We start from the raw sequence: 16,873 nt of genomic DNA on the forward strand, positions 1-16,873 counted from the left end.
CTTACGCCGCCTTCGGCTGTTTTTCGTAGAGGAAATGCAGGATCTGCTGGCGCAGGTGGTGATAGCGGCTCTCTTCGGCCAGCTGTACGCGGTTGCGCGGGCGCGGCAGATCGACTTCCAGCACTTCGCCCACCGTGGCCGCCGGGCCGTTGGTCATCATCAGCACGCGGTCGGAGAGCAGCACCGCTTCGTCCACATCGTGGGTAATCAGCACGATGGTGGTGTTCAACTCATGCTGGATGTGCATGACGGCGTCCTGAAGATGGGCGCGGGTGAGCGCATCCAGCGCGCCGAAGGGTTCATCCATCAGCAGCACCTTCGGCTTCATCGCCAGCGCACGAGCGATGCCGACGCGCTGCTTCATGCCGCCGGAGATCTCGCCGGGACGCTTGTTCAGGGCATGTCCCATCTGCACCCGCTCAAGGTTGTGGACGATCCACTCCTGGCGCTCGCTTTTGCTCATGCTTTTTTTAAAGACCTGGTCGACCGCCAGCGCCACGTTGTCAAAGCAGGTAAGCCAGGGGAGCAGCGAATGGTTCTGGAAGACCACGGCGCGCTCCGGCCCTGGGCCTGCGATTTCGCGGTTGTCGCACAGCAGCCCGCCCTCGCTCGGCAAGGCGATCCCGGCGATAAGATTGAGCAGCGTTGATTTGCCGCAGCCGGAGTGGCCGATAAGGCTGACGGTTTCCCCTTCGCGGATATCGAAGCTGACGTTCTGCAACGCCAGAAATTCGCCGCTGGCGGTGGAGAAACGCTGGCTGACGTTCTGGACCTGAATAATCGGTTTCATATGCGCTCCTTATTTTTCCTGCCAGCTAAAGCGGCGGGCGATAAGCATCAGCCCCTGCTCCAGCAGCAACCCGACCACGCCGATGATGACGATGGCGATGAGAATGTTTTCCACGTTGAGGTTGTTCCACTCGTTCCAGATCCAGAAGCCGATGCCGAGGCCGCCGGTCAGCATTTCGGCGGCCACAATCACCAGCCAGGCGATGCCGATGGACAGCCGCACGCCGGTGAGCACGGCGGGCAGCACCGCCGGGAAGAGAATGCGGCGCATCACTGTCCATTCGGAGAGTTGCAGCACGCGGGCGACGTTCAGGTAATCCTCGGGGATGCGCTTCACCCCATCGGCGGTGTTAATCACCATCGGCCAGATAGAGCAGATAAAAATCGTCCAGCTGGAGGCGGGCTCCGCTTTTTGAAACAGCAGCAGGCCGATTGGCAGCCAGGCGAGCGGGCTGACCGGGCGCAGCAGCGCGATAAGCGGCGTGAACATGCGCGAGAAAAAGGTGAAGCGGCCTATCAAAAAGCCGAGCGGAATGCCGACCAGCGCCGCCAGCCCAAAGCCCACCGCCACGCGCATCAGCGAGGCGAGCACGTTCCAGCCGATGCCCTGGTCGTTCGGCCCTTCGTTATAAAAGGGGTCGGCGAAGAGCGTCAGCGCCGAGTCGAGCGTGCTGAGCGGCGTGGGAAAGCCTTTGCTGTTCAGGGCGGCTATCTGCCAGGCCAGCAGCAGCAGCCCCATTCCCAGCAGCGCCGGAATAACGCGCTGAAGCAAGGCGTTCACGTGGGTTTGCCACGGTGCGCGACGCTTGCGCACCGCCGGTTTCGGCATGGTTATCACTTCCGCGCGGACGGGTTGCGGCTGCGGCGTAATGTCACTCTGTTGTGCCTGTTTCATCTTGTTTACCCCTGACGATTGAGAGAGAAGCTGGCGGCATAAGCAGCCGGGTTAGCGCCATCCCAGCGGGAGCCGTCCATCAGCTGGCTTGCGCGTAGCGGTGAAGCGGGCAGCGCCACGTTGCCCGCGGCGGCGGCGGCCTGCGCGTAGATGTCGGTGCGGTTGATGCCTTGCGCGACAGCGCGGTAATCCGGGTCGGTTTTCAGCAGTCCCCAGCGCCGGAACTGGGTGAGAAACCACATGCCGTCCGAGATCCACGGGTAGTTCACATCGCCATCGGCGAAGAAGCGCATGCCGTGAGCGTCGCGCCAGCGTTTGCCGATGCCGTTGTCGTACTCGCCCAGCATGCGCGGCGTGAGGTATTGCTCTTTGGTATTGAGGTAAGCGCGCTTCGCCAGCACGCGGGCGGTCTCGCGCCGGTTATCGTCAGAGGCGTCAATCCAGCGCGCCGCCTCCAGCACCGCCGCCGTTAATGCCCGGGCGGTGTTGGGGTTTTGCTCCACCCATAAGCGTCGCGTGCCGAGCACTTTTTCCGGGTGATCGGGGAAGATCGACTGCGACGTGGCAGCGGTAAAGCCGATGCGATCGTTAATGGCCCGGGCGTTCCACGGCTCGCCGACGCAGAAGCCGACCATATTGCCGATGCGCATGTTCATCACCATCTGGGGCGGCGGCACCACGACGGTGCGCACATCGTTAAAAGGATGGATGCCCGCCGACGCCAGCCAGTAGTAGAGCCACATGGCGTGCGTGCCGGTGGGAAAGGTATGGGCGAAGGTGTAAGCGCCAGGCTCGGCGCTGGCGATGAGCGTTTTCAGCCCTTCGGCGTCGGTAATGCCTTTTTCCTGCAGATCGGTGGAGAGCGTGATCGCCTGGCCGTTGCGGTTAAGGGTCATCAGGTTAGCCATCGCCTGCTTTTTGCCAGCAATGCCAAGCTCAAGCCCATAAAGCAGGCCGTAGAGCACATGGGCGGCATCAAGCTCGCCGGAGACGAGCTTATCGCGCACCGCCGCCCAGCTCGCCTCTTTGCTCGGCACGAGGGTGATGCCATGTTTTTTGTCGAACCCTTTGAGGGCGGCCATCACCACCGGCGCGCAGTCGGTCAGCGGGATAAACCCGACTTTCACGGTCGTGAGTTCCGGCGCATCCGACCCGGCGGCCCAGGCGCTGTTCATCAGCCCCGGCAGCAGCATCGCGCCGCCCAGCGCTGCGCCAGCCTGTAAAAAGCGGCGGCGGGAGAAGGTGTAAGACGAATCGCTCATGTCGGCTCCTGGAAGAAGTGCAAAAAAAAGCGCCCGGCAATGTGCGAACACATTGCAGGACGCCTTTATCCTTTCCGGTTAGCCTGCCGCCGTTGGCAGGCTGCCGGGAAATGTCAGTCAGGAGATAATAAGCAAAGGGTGTGCCAGGTTTATGGGGCGAGGGGGAGGCAGGCGGGGTACGTTCGCCGAAGTTGAGTGTATGCGGGCGGCGAAGGTTACGTTCGCCAGAGCGTTGTTTTCATATGCACCCTTCCTCCACGCGAACGTGTTAAGGGGGCTCGCCGCCGCCCCCTTAACAATCCCGGCTCCCGGCACGCAAAATCGCCCGCTGAAGCGGGAAACCTCATCTTTTCCCCGCTGGCTTCGGGTCGGGCATGACGGCACGTCCCTGTGCCGACATGCCCTCGCACCGGGTCCAACCGGTGCGCCCCGGCCACCGTGAAAAAGCTGAGGCGATTTTGAGGCCGGATTCAAACCCTCCGCTGCGGGATTTTTATTTTGGTTACAGGAGATGCTTCGCTTTAACGGCTGTACAGGGCATGTTCAAAGCAGGTCAGTAAAGTGCCACTTGGCTGTTCACGTGATACGGCTGCGCCGTCATTTCCCTTCACCCCGGCCCTTGCCCCCGAGGGGCGAGGGAGAAAACCGGAGAGTGGCGCTGCGCTTGCTTACCCTGCGAACCACGAAGACTGTTCCGTCTTTACAGCGACGCTAACAGGACTATTTTCATTACGCTGTCAGCGATGGCGTTTATCCGGCCTCAAAATCGCCTTCCGGGCGGGCAGATGGCCGGGGCACGCCGGAGGGAACCGGCGTGAGGTCATGTCGGTGCAGGGATGCACCGTCAGGACCGACCCGAAGCCAGATGACAGGCCGGAAGGTCTGCCCCGAAGGGGTCGATTTTGCGTGCCGGGAGCCGGGATTGTTAAGGGGGCGGCGGCGAGCCCCCTTAACACGTTCGCGTGAGGGGAAATGACATATGAAAACAACATTTTGGCGAACGTAACCCTTCACCGCCCGCGCATACATCATGAGAGTAAGGCTCAGCGTATGAGCCGCCTGCACCTCTCCCCCCGAAACCCGACGGGCAGCGCGGCGCTTGCTCCCCCCTGAATCACCAAAACGTATCCTGCCCTAGAGCGACGCCATCACGACTGTTTTAATCAACCTGTCAGCGATGATTTTTATGCGGCCTCAAAATCGCCTTCCGGGCGGGCAGATGGCCGGGGCTGGCCGTCGGGAACGGCCAGAGGCGGGTCGGCACACGGACAAAAACGACGGGAGCGTTTTTGAACAACGCAAAGCGTTGGCCCCGAAGGGGCGAGGCCCATGGATGGACCGAGTAACTGCCGTCCTGCCGACCCGAAGCCAGATGACAGACCGGAAGGTTTGCCCCGAAGGGGTCGATTTTGCGAGCCAGGAGCCGGGGTTGCCAGGGGGCTGGCTTTGAGCCCCTTAACACGCTCGCGTGAGGGGAGGAGACAAATGAAAACAACACTTCGGCAACGTAACCCTTCACCGCCCGCGCATATCTCCTGAGAGAGTAAGGCTCAGCGCCTGAGCCCCCTTCCTCGCACCATCACCATGCACAAAATGCCCTCTCGCTGTGCAGCTACTCCTTTGGGGTTATCGGCCATAAATCGGCCACGGAGAGCATCGCGCGGGCAATCTCCACCATGCGTTTATTCTGGTCCATCGCCAGCTTGCGCAGCTGCTGCCACGCCTGCTCCTCGCTGAGTTGCTGATGGCGAATCAACAGGCTTTTGGCCTTATCGATAACCTTACGCTCTTCCAGCGTCTCCTGCAGCGAGGCGAGCTGGCGCGTCAGGGTTTCAAGCTGTCTGGCCTGCTGGCGAACCAGCGGCAGCAGATGGCGGTCCAGCGCGGCGGGTTCCTCCTGGCAGGCATGCGCCTGCACCCAGCGGGAGAAAGCCGCTTCGTCCGGCTCATTACTCTCACTTTCTTGATGAAGTTGCGCTTGCGCCGCCTGCTGCAAGACGTCGATTAACTTCTCTTCGGTTTCCCGCAGTTTGTCGAGACGGTGGGTTTGCAGGGCGAACCAGCGCACCGCCAGCCCGGCGGTCTCTTCGTCCGGGGGCAGACGGGTACAGGCAAGGCGACGCAGTTGCTCCATTTCTCGCGTCGCCTCTCCCTGCTCCCGAAACTCTGCGGCAAGTTCCGGCGCGGCAAGGGCGATGAACGTGCCGAAGCAGCGCTGCTGTCCATCGATGCGGTCCACCAGCATCTGGCGCAGCGGATCGCTAAAATGCCCGCGGGTAAAGCCCATCGCGCCAATCGCCCGCTCCTGCCCCGCCAGTTCTTTGCCCTGCATAAAACTGTAGAGCGCCGTCAGCGCCCGGGCGAGGCTTGCGTCATCCAGCGTGTCGTTCGCCTCCGGCACAATGCTCAACAAATGGCCAATGCTCTGGCTGAACTGCGCCATCGCCGCTTCCGGCTCAATACTGCGCGCCTGAATACGGCTGCGCAGCGCAGGCAGCGCGTCGAGAAACCAGAGCGCGCAGGCCAGACGCCCGGCAATGGCGGCGTTGATAATCGGGTCGGGCAACGCCAGCCGCTGGCGCAGCGCGGCTATCTGTTCATCCGACTGCGCGATGCAAAACGGCACTTCGCGAATAAAAAGCTGGCCGCCGGAACAGAGCCAGATGTTGGAGGCGCCCCGCTCGCGCTGTAGCATATGCACCAGATGGCTTATCTGGCTGGCCCATTCCCCTACGTGCAGCCCCGCTTCGAGCTGGCGTCGTCGCCGCTGACGGGCGAAGCGAAACCAGCCCAGCGCATCTGTCGGATGATCGGCCACATTGCGCATCCTGCATCTCCTGTAACAAGTTTTACCTTATTTCCTTTAAAGCAATAACTGTGCCTTCAGGGCAAAGGAGCCAACATGCAAAATATCGTGATTATCGCAAGCGGCGCTGCTTACGGCAGCGAGTCGTTGTTCAACAGCCTGCGGCTCGCCATCGCGCTGTGCGAGCAAGACGAAAGCGTGACGCTGAAGCTGTTCTTGATGTCCGACGCGGTCACCGCCGGGCTGCGCGGCCAGCGCCCGGCCGAGGGGTATAACATTCAGCAAATGCTTGAGATCCTCACAGCCCAGGGCGTGCCGGTAAAACTCTGTAAGACCTGCACCGACGGCCGAGGCATGACCGACCTGCCGCTCGCGGACGGCGTGGCCATCGGCACGCTGGTGGAGCTGGCGCAGTGGACGCTGGCGGCGGACAAGGTGTTGACTTTCTAATAATCACGCCTGGGTAATACTGTTTTCTTATACTGCGACTTTGCGCATCAAGTCCCTGCTGGGGTTGCCGATAGCCCTTTAATAACAACACAGCAGGGTACTTACTATGTTTACTTCTATTCGCACACGGATAATCGCCGCCACCGCCGGCTGTCTCGTTGTCGCGCTTTTGCTTAATACGGTGATTAACTACCTGGTTTCACAACACGATAATCAACAGACCCGCCTCGAAACGCTGCGCAGCACCAGCAAAAGCCATACGCTTGCGATTGCAGACTGGGTAAAAAACAAAATGACGGTTATCCAGTCGCTGGATGCCGTCGCCGTGAGCGAAGACCCGGTGCCGGTGTTTCGCCAGATTGCCGCCGCGGGCGGGTTTACCAACGTCTATGTGGGCTACCCCAGTAAAACCGCGAAATTCTCCGATCCCACTGGCGTGCCCGCCGATTACGATCCGACCATCCGCCCCTGGTATCAGCAGGTGCTGAAGGCCGACGCCCCGGTCGTCACCGCGCCCTACGTCGACGCCGGCACCGGTAAGCTGGTGGTCACTTTCGCCGTGCCGGTGAAGCGCAACGGCGAGCTTGCCGCCGTGGTGGCGGGCGACTTGTCGATGGAGAGCGTGGTCGCCAACGTGCGCAGCATTCAGCCTACCGAACACAGCAGCGGCATGCTGGTTAACGTCGATGGTTCGGTAATTGCCGCAGGCGACGCGTCGCTGACGCTCAAGCCCTTCAGCGACGCGGTTTCCGGCGTTGAGTTCGGCCAGCTTATTCAGGCGCAGGAAGGCGAGAGAGGCGAACAGGCGGGCGCGGCGAAACAGCTGCTGGCTGCGCGGGTGGCGGGCACGCAGTGGTATCTGGTGGTGGCGCTGGATGAAGGCGATGCTACGTCAGGTATGAAGGCGCAACTTAAAGCATCCGCCCTCTCGCTTATCATTCTGGTGCTGGTGGCTGGCGCGCTGGTGCATTTGCTGGTCGCCAGACTGCTTCAACGTCTGCTGACCATTCGCGACGCCATGCACGCCATCAGCAACGGCACGAACGATCTTTCTCAACGCCTGCCTGAAAACGGCAGTGACGAAGTGGCGCAAATTGCCCATGCGTTTAACGCCTTCAGCGACAAGCTTTCGGTGGTGATGGGTCAACTGCGCGACGCCAGCGCCTCGGTGAAAGTCGCGGCCAATGAGATTGCGGCGGGCAACCAGGATCTCTCCGGGCGCACCGAACAGGCCGCCTCCAGCCTGCGCGAAACCGCCAGCGCCGTGGAGCAAATTACTGCCTCCGTCGCACAGTCTACCGAAGCCGCCGCCCAGGCGAGCGGCCAGGCGCAGACCGCCTCTGAAGTGGCGAGCCGCGGCGGCGAAGTGGTGTCCCGCGCTATCGACACGATGCAGATTATCGAAACCGCCTCGTCGAAGATTGGCGATATTACCAGCGTTATCGACGGCATCGCGTTTCAGACCAATATTCTGGCGCTGAACGCCGCCGTAGAAGCGGCACGTGCCGGCGAACAGGGCCGCGGCTTCGCCGTGGTGGCGGGCGAAGTGCGCAGCCTCGCCAGCCGTAGCGCGCAGGCGGCGAAAGAGATTAAGTCGCTTATCGACTCCACCACCAGCAGCGTGGCGACAGGCTCGCGCTATGTGCGTGAAGCGGGCGAGTCGATGCAGGATATTGTCAGCAGCATCGGCAATGTTTCCGGCATCATGCGGGAAATCACCATCGCCACCAGCGAGCAGATGAAAGGGATTCAGGAGATTAACCACGCCGTCGTGCATCTCGATCGCATGGTGCAGCAGAACGCCGAGCTGGTTGTGCAATCCGCCGCTGCCGCAGGCGCGCTGCAAAGCCAGGCGGGCGAGCTGGCGGAAACGGCGGGCCATTTCCGCATTTAACCCTGCGCGGGCGCGTTTTCAGGCAATAAAAATGCGCTCGCTGAATGGTTTCAGGAGAAATGTCACAAAAGTTTATGGGTTATCGTTTTTTTTGATCAAAGTCAGCATTAACCGCCCTCCCCTTTGGTGTTATGCAACAAGGGTTTTGTGAACGAGTTCACTGCTTTTATCGCCTGACGAGATGAAAGCAGGCATTTTCACATTGATAGCAGGGGTAAAAAATGGCTTTGGTTAAAACAACGTTGAAACTTTTTGGCGGCGACACCGTGGTGGTGCGCTGTTCGGATAAATGTCATATCCACTTAATGAGCGCGAAAGCGCGCGCTGAAGAGGCGGCGGATATTCTGAGCGTGGAGGATCGCAGCAGCGCGTATCTGACGGTGCCCTACAGCGGTTTATGGAATGTCCTGATTGATAGCCGCAGCCAGTCGCTGGAGCATTCCATCAGCTACGTACCAGCCTGACCGTTTACCCTCCGCGCAAGCGGAGGGCTTTATGCAAACCCGGGCTGGAGCTCCCCGCCCTGTTCACCGCGCTGTTGCCAGGCGCGCACTTCGCTTACCAGTTCATCCAGACAATCGTCCCGCATCCCCAGCTTTTCCAACTCCTGTTCAAGCGAAAAGAGATACTGTGCGTTGGTGCCAAGCGGCCCGCTGGCGGCGGCGATAAGCGGAGCGATAACCCTTGCGCGGGTGTCGGGTTCATAGAGGGGATGGCGCGGATCCATAATAAAGACCAGCGCATTGATGGTGCGGCCGTCATCAAGCTCAAGTTTGCACCAGCTTGGCAGATAGCAGCCGGTAATCATTTCCCGCTTCCACAGCAGCGTCAGCTCCGCTTCAAGCTGCGACTCGGGAAGACGATAAGCGACGCCGGTCGTGCGGCCGCCCTCTTTAAGCGCCAGCATGCGTCCTGGCTGGCAGGCGGTGCCGCGTCCGGCGGTTAAACGCAGGCAGAAAGCGCGGTGCCAGCCCACCAGCGTGCCGGGCGCGCACTCTTCAAACTCCAGCGCCGGGTTCCACATCAGCGAGCCGTAGCCGAAAATCCATACCGGGCCGTCGTCCGGCCGACAGGCAAGCGTAGCCGCCAGCGACGCGGCGCGCTGCTCCGGCGACCAGAGTAAGGATTCCTCAATTGCGCCAAACGCCGTTTTACAGTCCGCTTTCATTAAGAAATCACGAGTTAACACGTTCTACCTCCGCCACTGCTTACTGCTACTGCTCTCTTCCTTGCCATTTTTAAGCGCTTTCCGGGCATTTTTGCTGTTTATTTAGAAAGCAACAGTGCTGACGATATGCAATTAGCGTGGCGCTGGCAAGGGTGACGGCCATCACAAAAACACATAACCGTCATCTTTTTCTGCCAGAATAAGCGATCGGGCTGTAAAGGTATCGGGTAATCAAGGCATTAAAGTACCCTTATTTTTTCTTATGCCATTTGTCATCATCGCCTTTTTCATACTCATTTTTCACCGCGGCCCAGGCCACCTTATGCGCCGTCTCTTCCCGGGTATCGTCGCCGCGTCGGTCATCTTTATCTTTATATTGGTCCCAGGCGCTGTTAAAGGCCTCTTTATAGATATCCTGCGCGTGGGCAGGCAGCACGTTTTTCACGTTGTCGGGTAAATCGCTGCGGGAATCGTATGGCATCGGCTGTCTCCTTTTTCATGATGAAAAGTAAGTGTGGAACAGGATGCGCGCCTTCGCCAGCCGGGGTGAATTGTGGTCTGTGGTCGGGCTCAACCCGCTGGCGGATAAACGTAATCTAAACAAAGCCGTTAATTATGACGCTTTCAGCGTAAAAATAATCTTAAGCCGTAAAAATTCGTAAATATCCCGCGATAAAAGCGCGTGTTTGCTATTTTATGCGCAGCTTGTTCGCTCACTATAATGATAAAGAATCGCCACTCTGGAGAAAATTAATGACCAAAACAACGCATGAGGCGGTGAAAACCCGTCACAAGGAGACCTCGCTCATTTTCCCGGTGCTGGCGCTGGCGGTGCTGGCCCTGTGGGGCGGGAGCCAGTCGCTGCCAGCGGTAGTGGGTATTAACCTCCTTTCCCTGATAGCCATTCTCTACAGCGCGTTTAGCGTGGTGCGACACGCCGATGTGCTGGCGCACCGCCTGGGCGAGCCTTATGGTTCGCTTATCCTGAGCCTCTCGGTCGTTATCCTCGAAGTCAGCCTGATTTCCGCCCTGATGGCGACCGGCGACGCCGCGCCAACGCTGATGCGCGATACGCTTTACTCCATCATCATGATTGTCACCGGCGGGCTGGTGGGTTTCGCCTTGCTGCTGGGCGGGCGCAAGTTCGCCACGCAATATGTGAACCTGTTCGGCATTAAGCAGTACCTGATAGCGCTCTTTCCGCTGGCGGTGATTGTGCTGGTCTTCCCGATGGCGCTGCCGGGCGGCAACTTTACCACCGCCCAGTCGCTGCTGGTGGCGCTCATTTCCGCTGCCATGTACGGGGTTTTCTTGCTGATTCAAACCAAAACGCACCAGAGCCTGTTTGTCTATGAGCATGAAGATGAAGGCGACGATGACGACCCGCACCACGGCAAACCTTCGGCGCACAGCAGCCTGTGGCACGCCATCTGGCTGATCGTTCATCTGATTGCGGTTATCGCCGTGACCAAAATGAACGCAAGTCCGCTGGAAGCCTTGCTGACGCACCTGAACGCCCCGGTCTCCTTCACCGGCTTTCTGGTGGCGCTGCTGATCCTCTCGCCAGAAGGCCTGGGCGCCTTGAAAGCGGTGCTCAATAACCAGGTGCAGCGCGCCATGAACCTTTTCTTCGGTTCCGTGCTGGCGACAATCTCATTAACGGTTCCCACGGTCACGCTGATAGCGATCCTGACCGGCAACGACCTGGTGTTTGGTCTGGGCGCGCCGGAGATGGTGGTTATGCTGGCCTCGCTGGTGCTCTGCCAGATCTCTTTCTCCACAGGGCGTACGAACGTGCTTAACGGCGCGGCGCATCTGGCGCTTTTCGCCGCCTATTTAATGACGATTTTTGCCTGACCGTTGCGGCGCCTCCCCCGAAAGAGGGCGAGGCGCCGCAACGCTTAAAAACGCGCTTTGCTTCGCAGCCCACCCGCTAAACCGCTGCCCGCCACTTTTCTGCTACGGCTATCCCTGCCTTTATTCCAGCAAATTTTATTCGTTGAATTACTTTACCAACTCGCTGAAAGAAATTATTGCCGCAAGCTTTAATGCCTTTAATTAATTCCCTTACGCTCTCAATAGTCTAAAAATTATTAACGACATGAATATATTAAATAAATTATATTTTGCAGCACTTTATAAATATTAACCGCCAGAAAATTAATTTATATTAACGGCAACGTGTTTTTCATGGAGGAAATTATGCCCAGCGCTGGTGATATTCCCACAGATCGTATTCAGCACATTAATACCATCAACCGTTATTTATTACGTTTTAACCGGAACCCTTCAATAGTTGCCGATGTACTGAGTTTTACAGGCGAAGAAAAGTTAAGTCAGCCCTACCGCTACACCATTCGTTTTACCTGTTCCGATAATCACCTTCCGCTTAAAGATATTCTTAATTGCCCCGCCACTTTCCTGATGCGGGCACGCAATCCTCACGCCTGGGAGAAAGATAACCCCTGGCTCCCGCAGCGGCAGGTTAACGGCATTATTACCTCGCTTGGCCGTGTCAGTGATTCCGCTGATGAAACGCTCTATGAATGCGTGCTGGAGCATGAACTGTCGCTGCTCAATAACACCACGAAGTCAGCCGTTTACCTGGATATGAGCGTACCGGAGCTGGTCAAAACCGTGATCCTTGAGCATATGCCGCACGGCGCCTTCAAGGTCGATATGAGCACGCTGCGGGACTATCCGCGCCGTGAAATGATTGTTCAGTGGCGCGAAACGGACTTGCAATTTATTCAGCGGCTGCTGGCGGAGGTGGGCATTTTCTGGCGCTTCGAAAACCACCCGGACGTGAAAGAGCAGGTGCTGATGATTTTTGACGATACCGGGCGGCGTCTTTGCTACAGCGCCGAAACGCGCCCGTATGTCCGTTTCAGCGGACTGACCAGCCATAAGGTTTACGTAACGCAATTGCAGGACACGGTAAACGTAGTTCCCGCCTCGGTGTTGGCGCGCAACTATAACTACCGCACGCCTGATTCCCCGCAGCGCATCTTTTCCGTTCATGTTCCCGATATCCCTGAATCTATCACCACCGGCCGGGTTTACCGCTACCCCGCCCCGCATCTGGTAGAGGGAGATTTTTACGGCGACACCTGTGAAACCGACTCGTTCTATGCTCGCCTACGGCATGAGCAACTACTCAATAACCAGTTCCGGCTTTCAGCGCTCACTAACGACCCGGCTCTGGTGGCAGGCGATGTGTTTAAAATCGTCGGTGGGGCTCCTGACGCTTTCAGCCAGGGCATGGTTATCACCGCCGTCACCCTGAGCGGCAGCCGCAGCGAAAGCTACCGCGCCAGGCTAAGCGGCATCCCGGACAGCAATCGCGTTTGCTTTCGTCCCGAACCGCTGCCGCGCCCGGTTATCAGCGGCACCGTCCCCGCCCGAGTCTCCTCGAGCGCCGACACCTTGTACGGCGACCTGGATTTACAGGGTCGCTATCACGTTAAGTTTGATTTCGATCTGGAGGAGAAAAAGAAAGGACTCGAGAGCGCCTGGCTCCGGCTCGGCAGACCCTATGCGGGAGATACCTACGGCTTCCACTTTCCCCTGCTGGACGGCACGGAGGTGGCCGTCGCCTTTGAGCACGGCGACCCGGACAGGCCCTATATCGCCCATGCGCTTCATGACGGTAGACACCACGACCTGGTGACCGCCGCCAACGAACGGCGCAACGTCATACGCACCCCGGCGAACAATAAAATTCGCCTTGATGATGAGCGCGGCCGGGAGCACATCAAGGTGGCCACGGAGCATGGCAAAAGCCAGCTCAGCCTTGGCCACCTGGTGGACGCCAGCCGTAAGCAGCGCGGCGAAGGGGTGGAAGCCCGCACCGATAACTGGCTCGCCGCCCGCGCCGCAAAAGGCATCCTGCTCACCACCGAACCGCAGCCCCGCGCCCAGGGCAAGCAGCTTGATATGTCCGCCGCCGTCGCCGCGCTGGAAAGCGCCCTGGCGCTCGCCCGCACCCTGCAACAGTGCGCCGACACCGCCGGGGCGGACGGCGCGGATACCACGTTGCAGCAGCAGTTAAGCCAGGCGCTGAACCAGCTTTCCGCGCCAGGGCTGCTGGCCTATGCCGACAAAGGCATCGCCCAGCTCACGCCGGGGAGCCTGCAACTCACCGCAGGCCAGGATCTGGTCGCCACGGCGGGCGGCGGCGCCAGCCTGAGTATATTCAAAAAGTTCTCGCTGGCGGCAGGCGAGGCTGTCTCACTGTTCTCCCGCAAACTCGGCATAAAGCTGATTGCCGCCTCCGGCAACGTGGTCACGCAGGCGCAACGCGGCAGGATGCATCTCTTTTCACAGCAGGATTTCACCCTTGCAACCTCGGACGGCAGGCTGAGCGCCAGCGCCAAAAACGGTATCCAGATAACGTGCGGCGGCGGTGGTGTGCGCATTAATCCCAACGGCGCCGTGGAGATTTTCTCCCCCGTCAAGATTGAGCTGAAAGCCCCCGTCCTGCGCTACATGACGGGCGAAAGCGTGAAAACCTCCCCACCGCTGTTTGAGAAGGGCGCGTTTAAACGCCGCTACCGCCTTCATGCGGGCGACGACGCGGAACAGGTACTGGCGAACCAGAAATTCCGTCTGGTCAGTACTGCAGGCGACGTGATTGAAGGTGAAACCGATGCCGAAGGCCATTCGCCGCTGCTCGATACGGCTGACCTGCACACCTGGAGAATGGAGTTACTGTGATGGAAAACAGCACCAAACCGTACCGCAAACGCGTGGTAATTGAAAACGACCCGGCAGTTCATGCCGACCTTGGCCTTACCGCGCAGACCTGCAATATCGGCGTACCCCGTCCGATGCCCTGCATCGTGATTCTGGTGCACGGCGTCAACGACGTGGGCGAAGCCTATGAAAACCAGGAGCGCGGCATCGTGGCAGGCCTGGGCAGGCGCCTGAGCCGCAGCGACTTCTACCCCCACGAGTGGCGGGAGTTTCTACCGGTGCACAACGGCCAGGCGCAGAAGAAAATCTGTGCGCCGGGGCGCTCGCCCGTTATTCCGTTTTACTGGGGCTACAAACCCGTAACCCGCGAGGAGTGGGCCGCCGACCAGCGCCGTTACCGCGACGAGGTCAGCAAGCTTAACAGCGAAACCAGACTGCCGTACGACGCCTACCAGGAAAACGACCGGGAGAAGAAACGCGGGTACGGCAACGACGAACAAGGCAGCGTTAAGTTTGAAAACGACTGCTACGGCAATACGCTTGATACGAACTTTGCCAAAAACGGCGGCACCTTCGCCAACGCCACCACCAGTATCCCCGATATGCTCGGCCCCGGCGCGGGCGGCGCGGCGCTGGCGGCGGCGGGGTTTATCTCGCTCTACATGAACGGCGGCGACTACACCCACCCCATCTATCGCAACCCGCACCGCATTTACCAGTTTTTTGCCGCCCAGCGGCTGGCGGAGCTGATTATTCGTATTCGCCAGGAGGAACGCACTAAAAAAGACGTTATAAACATTGTCGCGCACAGCCAGGGTACGCTGATCACCATGCTGGCGAACATGCTGGTCAAGAAGGCGGGTTTTGACCCTGTGAACTGCTGCATCCTGAACCACTCCCCCTACGCGCTGGAAGACACGTTGATGGAGAATATCCAGGACGGCCACCACCAGACCCGCCGGGCGCGGCAGGAGACGTTCAGCAACTTCTGCCGCCTGATGGCGACGCAGTACAGCGGCGGCGAGCATACTGCGGAGGAGCTGGCCCGCATGGAGGCCCGCGGCACGCTTCCCCGCCCGGTGAACGCGAAATGGCACAGCGACCCGCGCTACCGCCGCAACAACAACGGCAAGGTTTATAACTACTTCTGCCCCAATGACGGCACCGTCTCCCTGAAAAACGTGCAGGGCATCGGCTGGCGGGGTATTCCTGCCTCGCTGGCCGAAACAATACCCAACCTGCGCCAGCGGGTGTTCTTTCAGGGAACGGAGGTGGGCCAGCCGCCGGATGGCGTGCCTTTCCGTAAACCCAAACCCCGCAAAGGCGATTTCAGCTACAGCGGTATAACCAATGCCGAATGGGATTTTCGCGATGTCATTGTTAGCGGCGAGGCGTTACCGGAACCCTTTGTCTTTGAATTAATGGGCGAACATAACCACCCCGACGCTGACCCGGCCACCTGCGACGAAAAATACAAAGGGCAGGTCAGCGGCCCGGACCGGGAGATTTCTTACTCCGCCAGGGCGGTGGCGCTGAAACGTACTGAACAGGTGATTTATACCCTGCCGAACTACCGCGCCAATACCTGGCCCGTTGGCTATGAGCTGAATGAAAAAGATCTGGCGATGATGAGCGGCTTTTATAACCAGAAGTTTATCCGTGGCATCGTGCGCGGCAGCAGCATGGATTTCCGTTCAGTGGAATACACCCGGCTCAAATCGGATGAACAACTTCACCAGGAATGGGAAAAAGCCGACCCGGTAAGTTACAGCCAGCACTCCAGTATCGTGATGAGCGACAAAGCGCCGTCCCACGCCATGGCGTTCGACCTGGCGATTGGCCAGTGCGAGGCGTTTGATTACAGGGAGGGGAAATTCTGGGAAATGCTGCTCCACACCGCCGACTGGCGCGACCGGCTCGGTGAGTATGCGCCAGCCAGAGAATATTACCGGACGGGAAATTTACCGGAGCGGGATACCAAATGGCATATGAACAGGCCTGATGAAGTGCTGCCGAAAGGCGAATTTGGCGTGGTTAATGAATATGCAGGCCAGGCGACCACGCAACTGAACGGCTACTACACGCTGGAGGGAGCCACAACAGTTTATGAAGATCAGTGGAAGATGCCTGCCCCTTTAAGTGAGCAGGTATTAATGGAGGGAATCAAAAAATGAAAGGGAAATGTCTGCTGACCATGCTGATACTGTTGCAGCTTGCGGGCTGTGACGGCGCCTTCGACACCGTTCAGCCGCCCCCGCCGACGCCCGTCCAGGTGGTCTACCGCTTTGACGACCACCGCTATCTGGAGCTGAAAGGATGGGACTGCGAAGGGGCGCTCACCTATGTGGATACCCGGCGCAATATCCGTTCGGTAGTGACAACGCAGTTTTATCGTCTGTTTACCAAAAAGTATGTTCATCCTTCTGAGCGGTATATTGCCATTATGTCGTGGGATTCGAGTGGCTTTGCCGTTTCAAAAGATTACGGCGAAACCTGGCAAGGAGCTATGTACGCGCCAACCAGCTCAGAAGACGATGGTTCAAGCAGCCCCCGACGCGAGGATATCGTTTCCTTTACCGTGGTCAACGACCAGGGCTTTCTGCTGACAAAACAGGGACGGGTTTATATGTCCTCAAAACCCTTCGACGACCCGCGCCTGGCTCCCGGCGGGCCGGGCATCACTTATGAGCTGGACGGCGAGAAGCAGGAAATCACGCCGCAGTCTCCCGGCTGGGCGTGGGGGATGGTTTATTTCAATCCCAAAACTCTTATCACTTCCGTTGAGAAGCACAAAATCAACTGGCAGAACCTGCCGGAGAAAATCCCGGAAGTGAAAAACTACACCGGATGGGATCACATGCGCTGCGACATGGACGCCGGGAGGAAATGATGCCCAGAGTTAATACTGCCTTGC

Annotated in this window: 13 protein-coding genes; 7 read left to right on the forward strand and 6 right to left on the reverse strand. The window is 59.0% G+C overall.

Features of this window, described 5'->3' with window-relative positions; genetic code table 11:
- Position 1 precedes the first annotated feature (1 nt).
- From ACU4F7_RS12695 to ACU4F7_RS12710, 4 genes are all read right to left on the reverse strand, one after another.
- Positions 2–790, reverse strand: coding sequence for an ABC transporter ATP-binding protein (locus ACU4F7_RS12695; protein WP_481637055.1), 789 nt, complete (start codon positions 788–790; stop codon positions 2–4).
- Positions 791–799: 9 nt separating this feature from the next.
- On the reverse strand, positions 800–1,684 hold the full coding sequence (ntrB, locus tag ACU4F7_RS12700; RefSeq protein ID WP_029591497.1) for a nitrate ABC transporter permease: 885 nt from the start codon (positions 1,682–1,684) through the stop codon (positions 800–802).
- A gap of 5 nt (positions 1,685–1,689) precedes the next feature.
- Positions 1,690–2,946 (reverse strand): CmpA/NrtA family ABC transporter substrate-binding protein, encoded by a 1,257-nt coding sequence (locus tag ACU4F7_RS12705; protein ID WP_029591496.1) that lies wholly within the window; start codon positions 2,944–2,946, stop codon positions 1,690–1,692.
- Between the two features lie 1,612 nt (positions 2,947–4,558).
- Entirely contained in the window at positions 4,559–5,773 is a 1,215-nt protein-coding gene (locus ACU4F7_RS12710) for a nitrate- and nitrite sensing domain-containing protein (RefSeq protein WP_481637056.1), read from the reverse strand.
- A 75-nt stretch (positions 5,774–5,848) separates the two neighbouring features.
- On the opposite strand from ACU4F7_RS12710, the gene ACU4F7_RS12715 reads away from it, so the two are divergent.
- From ACU4F7_RS12715 to ACU4F7_RS12725, 3 genes are all read left to right on the forward strand, one after another.
- Entirely contained in the window at positions 5,849–6,202 is a 354-nt protein-coding gene (locus ACU4F7_RS12715) for a DsrE/DsrF/TusD sulfur relay family protein (RefSeq protein WP_029591494.1), read from the forward strand.
- A gap of 106 nt (positions 6,203–6,308) precedes the next feature.
- A complete protein-coding gene (locus ACU4F7_RS12720; RefSeq protein WP_481637057.1) occupies positions 6,309–8,096 on the forward strand; it encodes a methyl-accepting chemotaxis protein in 1,788 nt (595 codons plus the stop codon).
- A gap of 221 nt (positions 8,097–8,317) precedes the next feature.
- Positions 8,318–8,560, forward strand: coding sequence for a DUF1883 domain-containing protein (locus ACU4F7_RS12725; protein ID WP_024558600.1), 243 nt, complete (start codon positions 8,318–8,320; stop codon positions 8,558–8,560).
- Positions 8,561–8,589: 29 nt separating this feature from the next.
- Here the strand turns inward: ACU4F7_RS12725 and ACU4F7_RS12730 are convergent, their stop codons facing one another.
- Both ACU4F7_RS12730 and chaB read right to left on the reverse strand, forming a co-directional pair.
- On the reverse strand, positions 8,590–9,285 hold the full coding sequence (locus tag ACU4F7_RS12730) for a gamma-glutamylcyclotransferase (protein WP_029591492.1): 696 nt from the start codon (positions 9,283–9,285) through the stop codon (positions 8,590–8,592).
- A gap of 229 nt (positions 9,286–9,514) precedes the next feature.
- Positions 9,515–9,745, reverse strand: coding sequence for a putative cation transport regulator ChaB (gene chaB / locus ACU4F7_RS12735; protein WP_024558598.1), 231 nt, complete (start codon positions 9,743–9,745; stop codon positions 9,515–9,517).
- Between the two features lie 272 nt (positions 9,746–10,017).
- Between chaB and chaA the strand changes: the two genes are divergently transcribed.
- From chaA to ACU4F7_RS12755, 4 genes are all read left to right on the forward strand, one after another.
- Positions 10,018–11,121 (forward strand): sodium-potassium/proton antiporter ChaA, encoded by a 1,104-nt coding sequence (gene chaA / locus ACU4F7_RS12740; protein WP_029591491.1) that lies wholly within the window; start codon positions 10,018–10,020, stop codon positions 11,119–11,121.
- 345 nt (positions 11,122–11,466) lie between these two features.
- A complete protein-coding gene (locus tag ACU4F7_RS12745; protein ID WP_481637058.1) occupies positions 11,467–13,980 on the forward strand; it encodes a type VI secretion system Vgr family protein in 2,514 nt (837 codons plus the stop codon).
- Positions 13,980–16,133 carry a T6SS effector phospholipase Tle3 domain-containing protein gene (locus tag ACU4F7_RS12750; protein WP_481637059.1) on the forward strand — a complete coding sequence of 718 codons (2,154 nt, stop codon included), beginning with the start codon at positions 13,980–13,982 and terminating at the stop codon, positions 16,131–16,133. Before ACU4F7_RS12745 ends, ACU4F7_RS12750 begins: the two co-directional genes overlap by 1 nt.
- Positions 16,130–16,849 carry a T6SS immunity protein Tli3 family protein gene (locus ACU4F7_RS12755; RefSeq protein WP_481637060.1) on the forward strand — a complete coding sequence of 240 codons (720 nt, stop codon included), beginning with the start codon at positions 16,130–16,132 and terminating at the stop codon, positions 16,847–16,849. Before ACU4F7_RS12750 ends, ACU4F7_RS12755 begins: the two co-directional genes overlap by 4 nt.
- The last annotated feature ends 24 nt before the right edge of the window (positions 16,850–16,873 follow it).

This window comes from Franconibacter pulveris, from assembly GCF_056780215.1.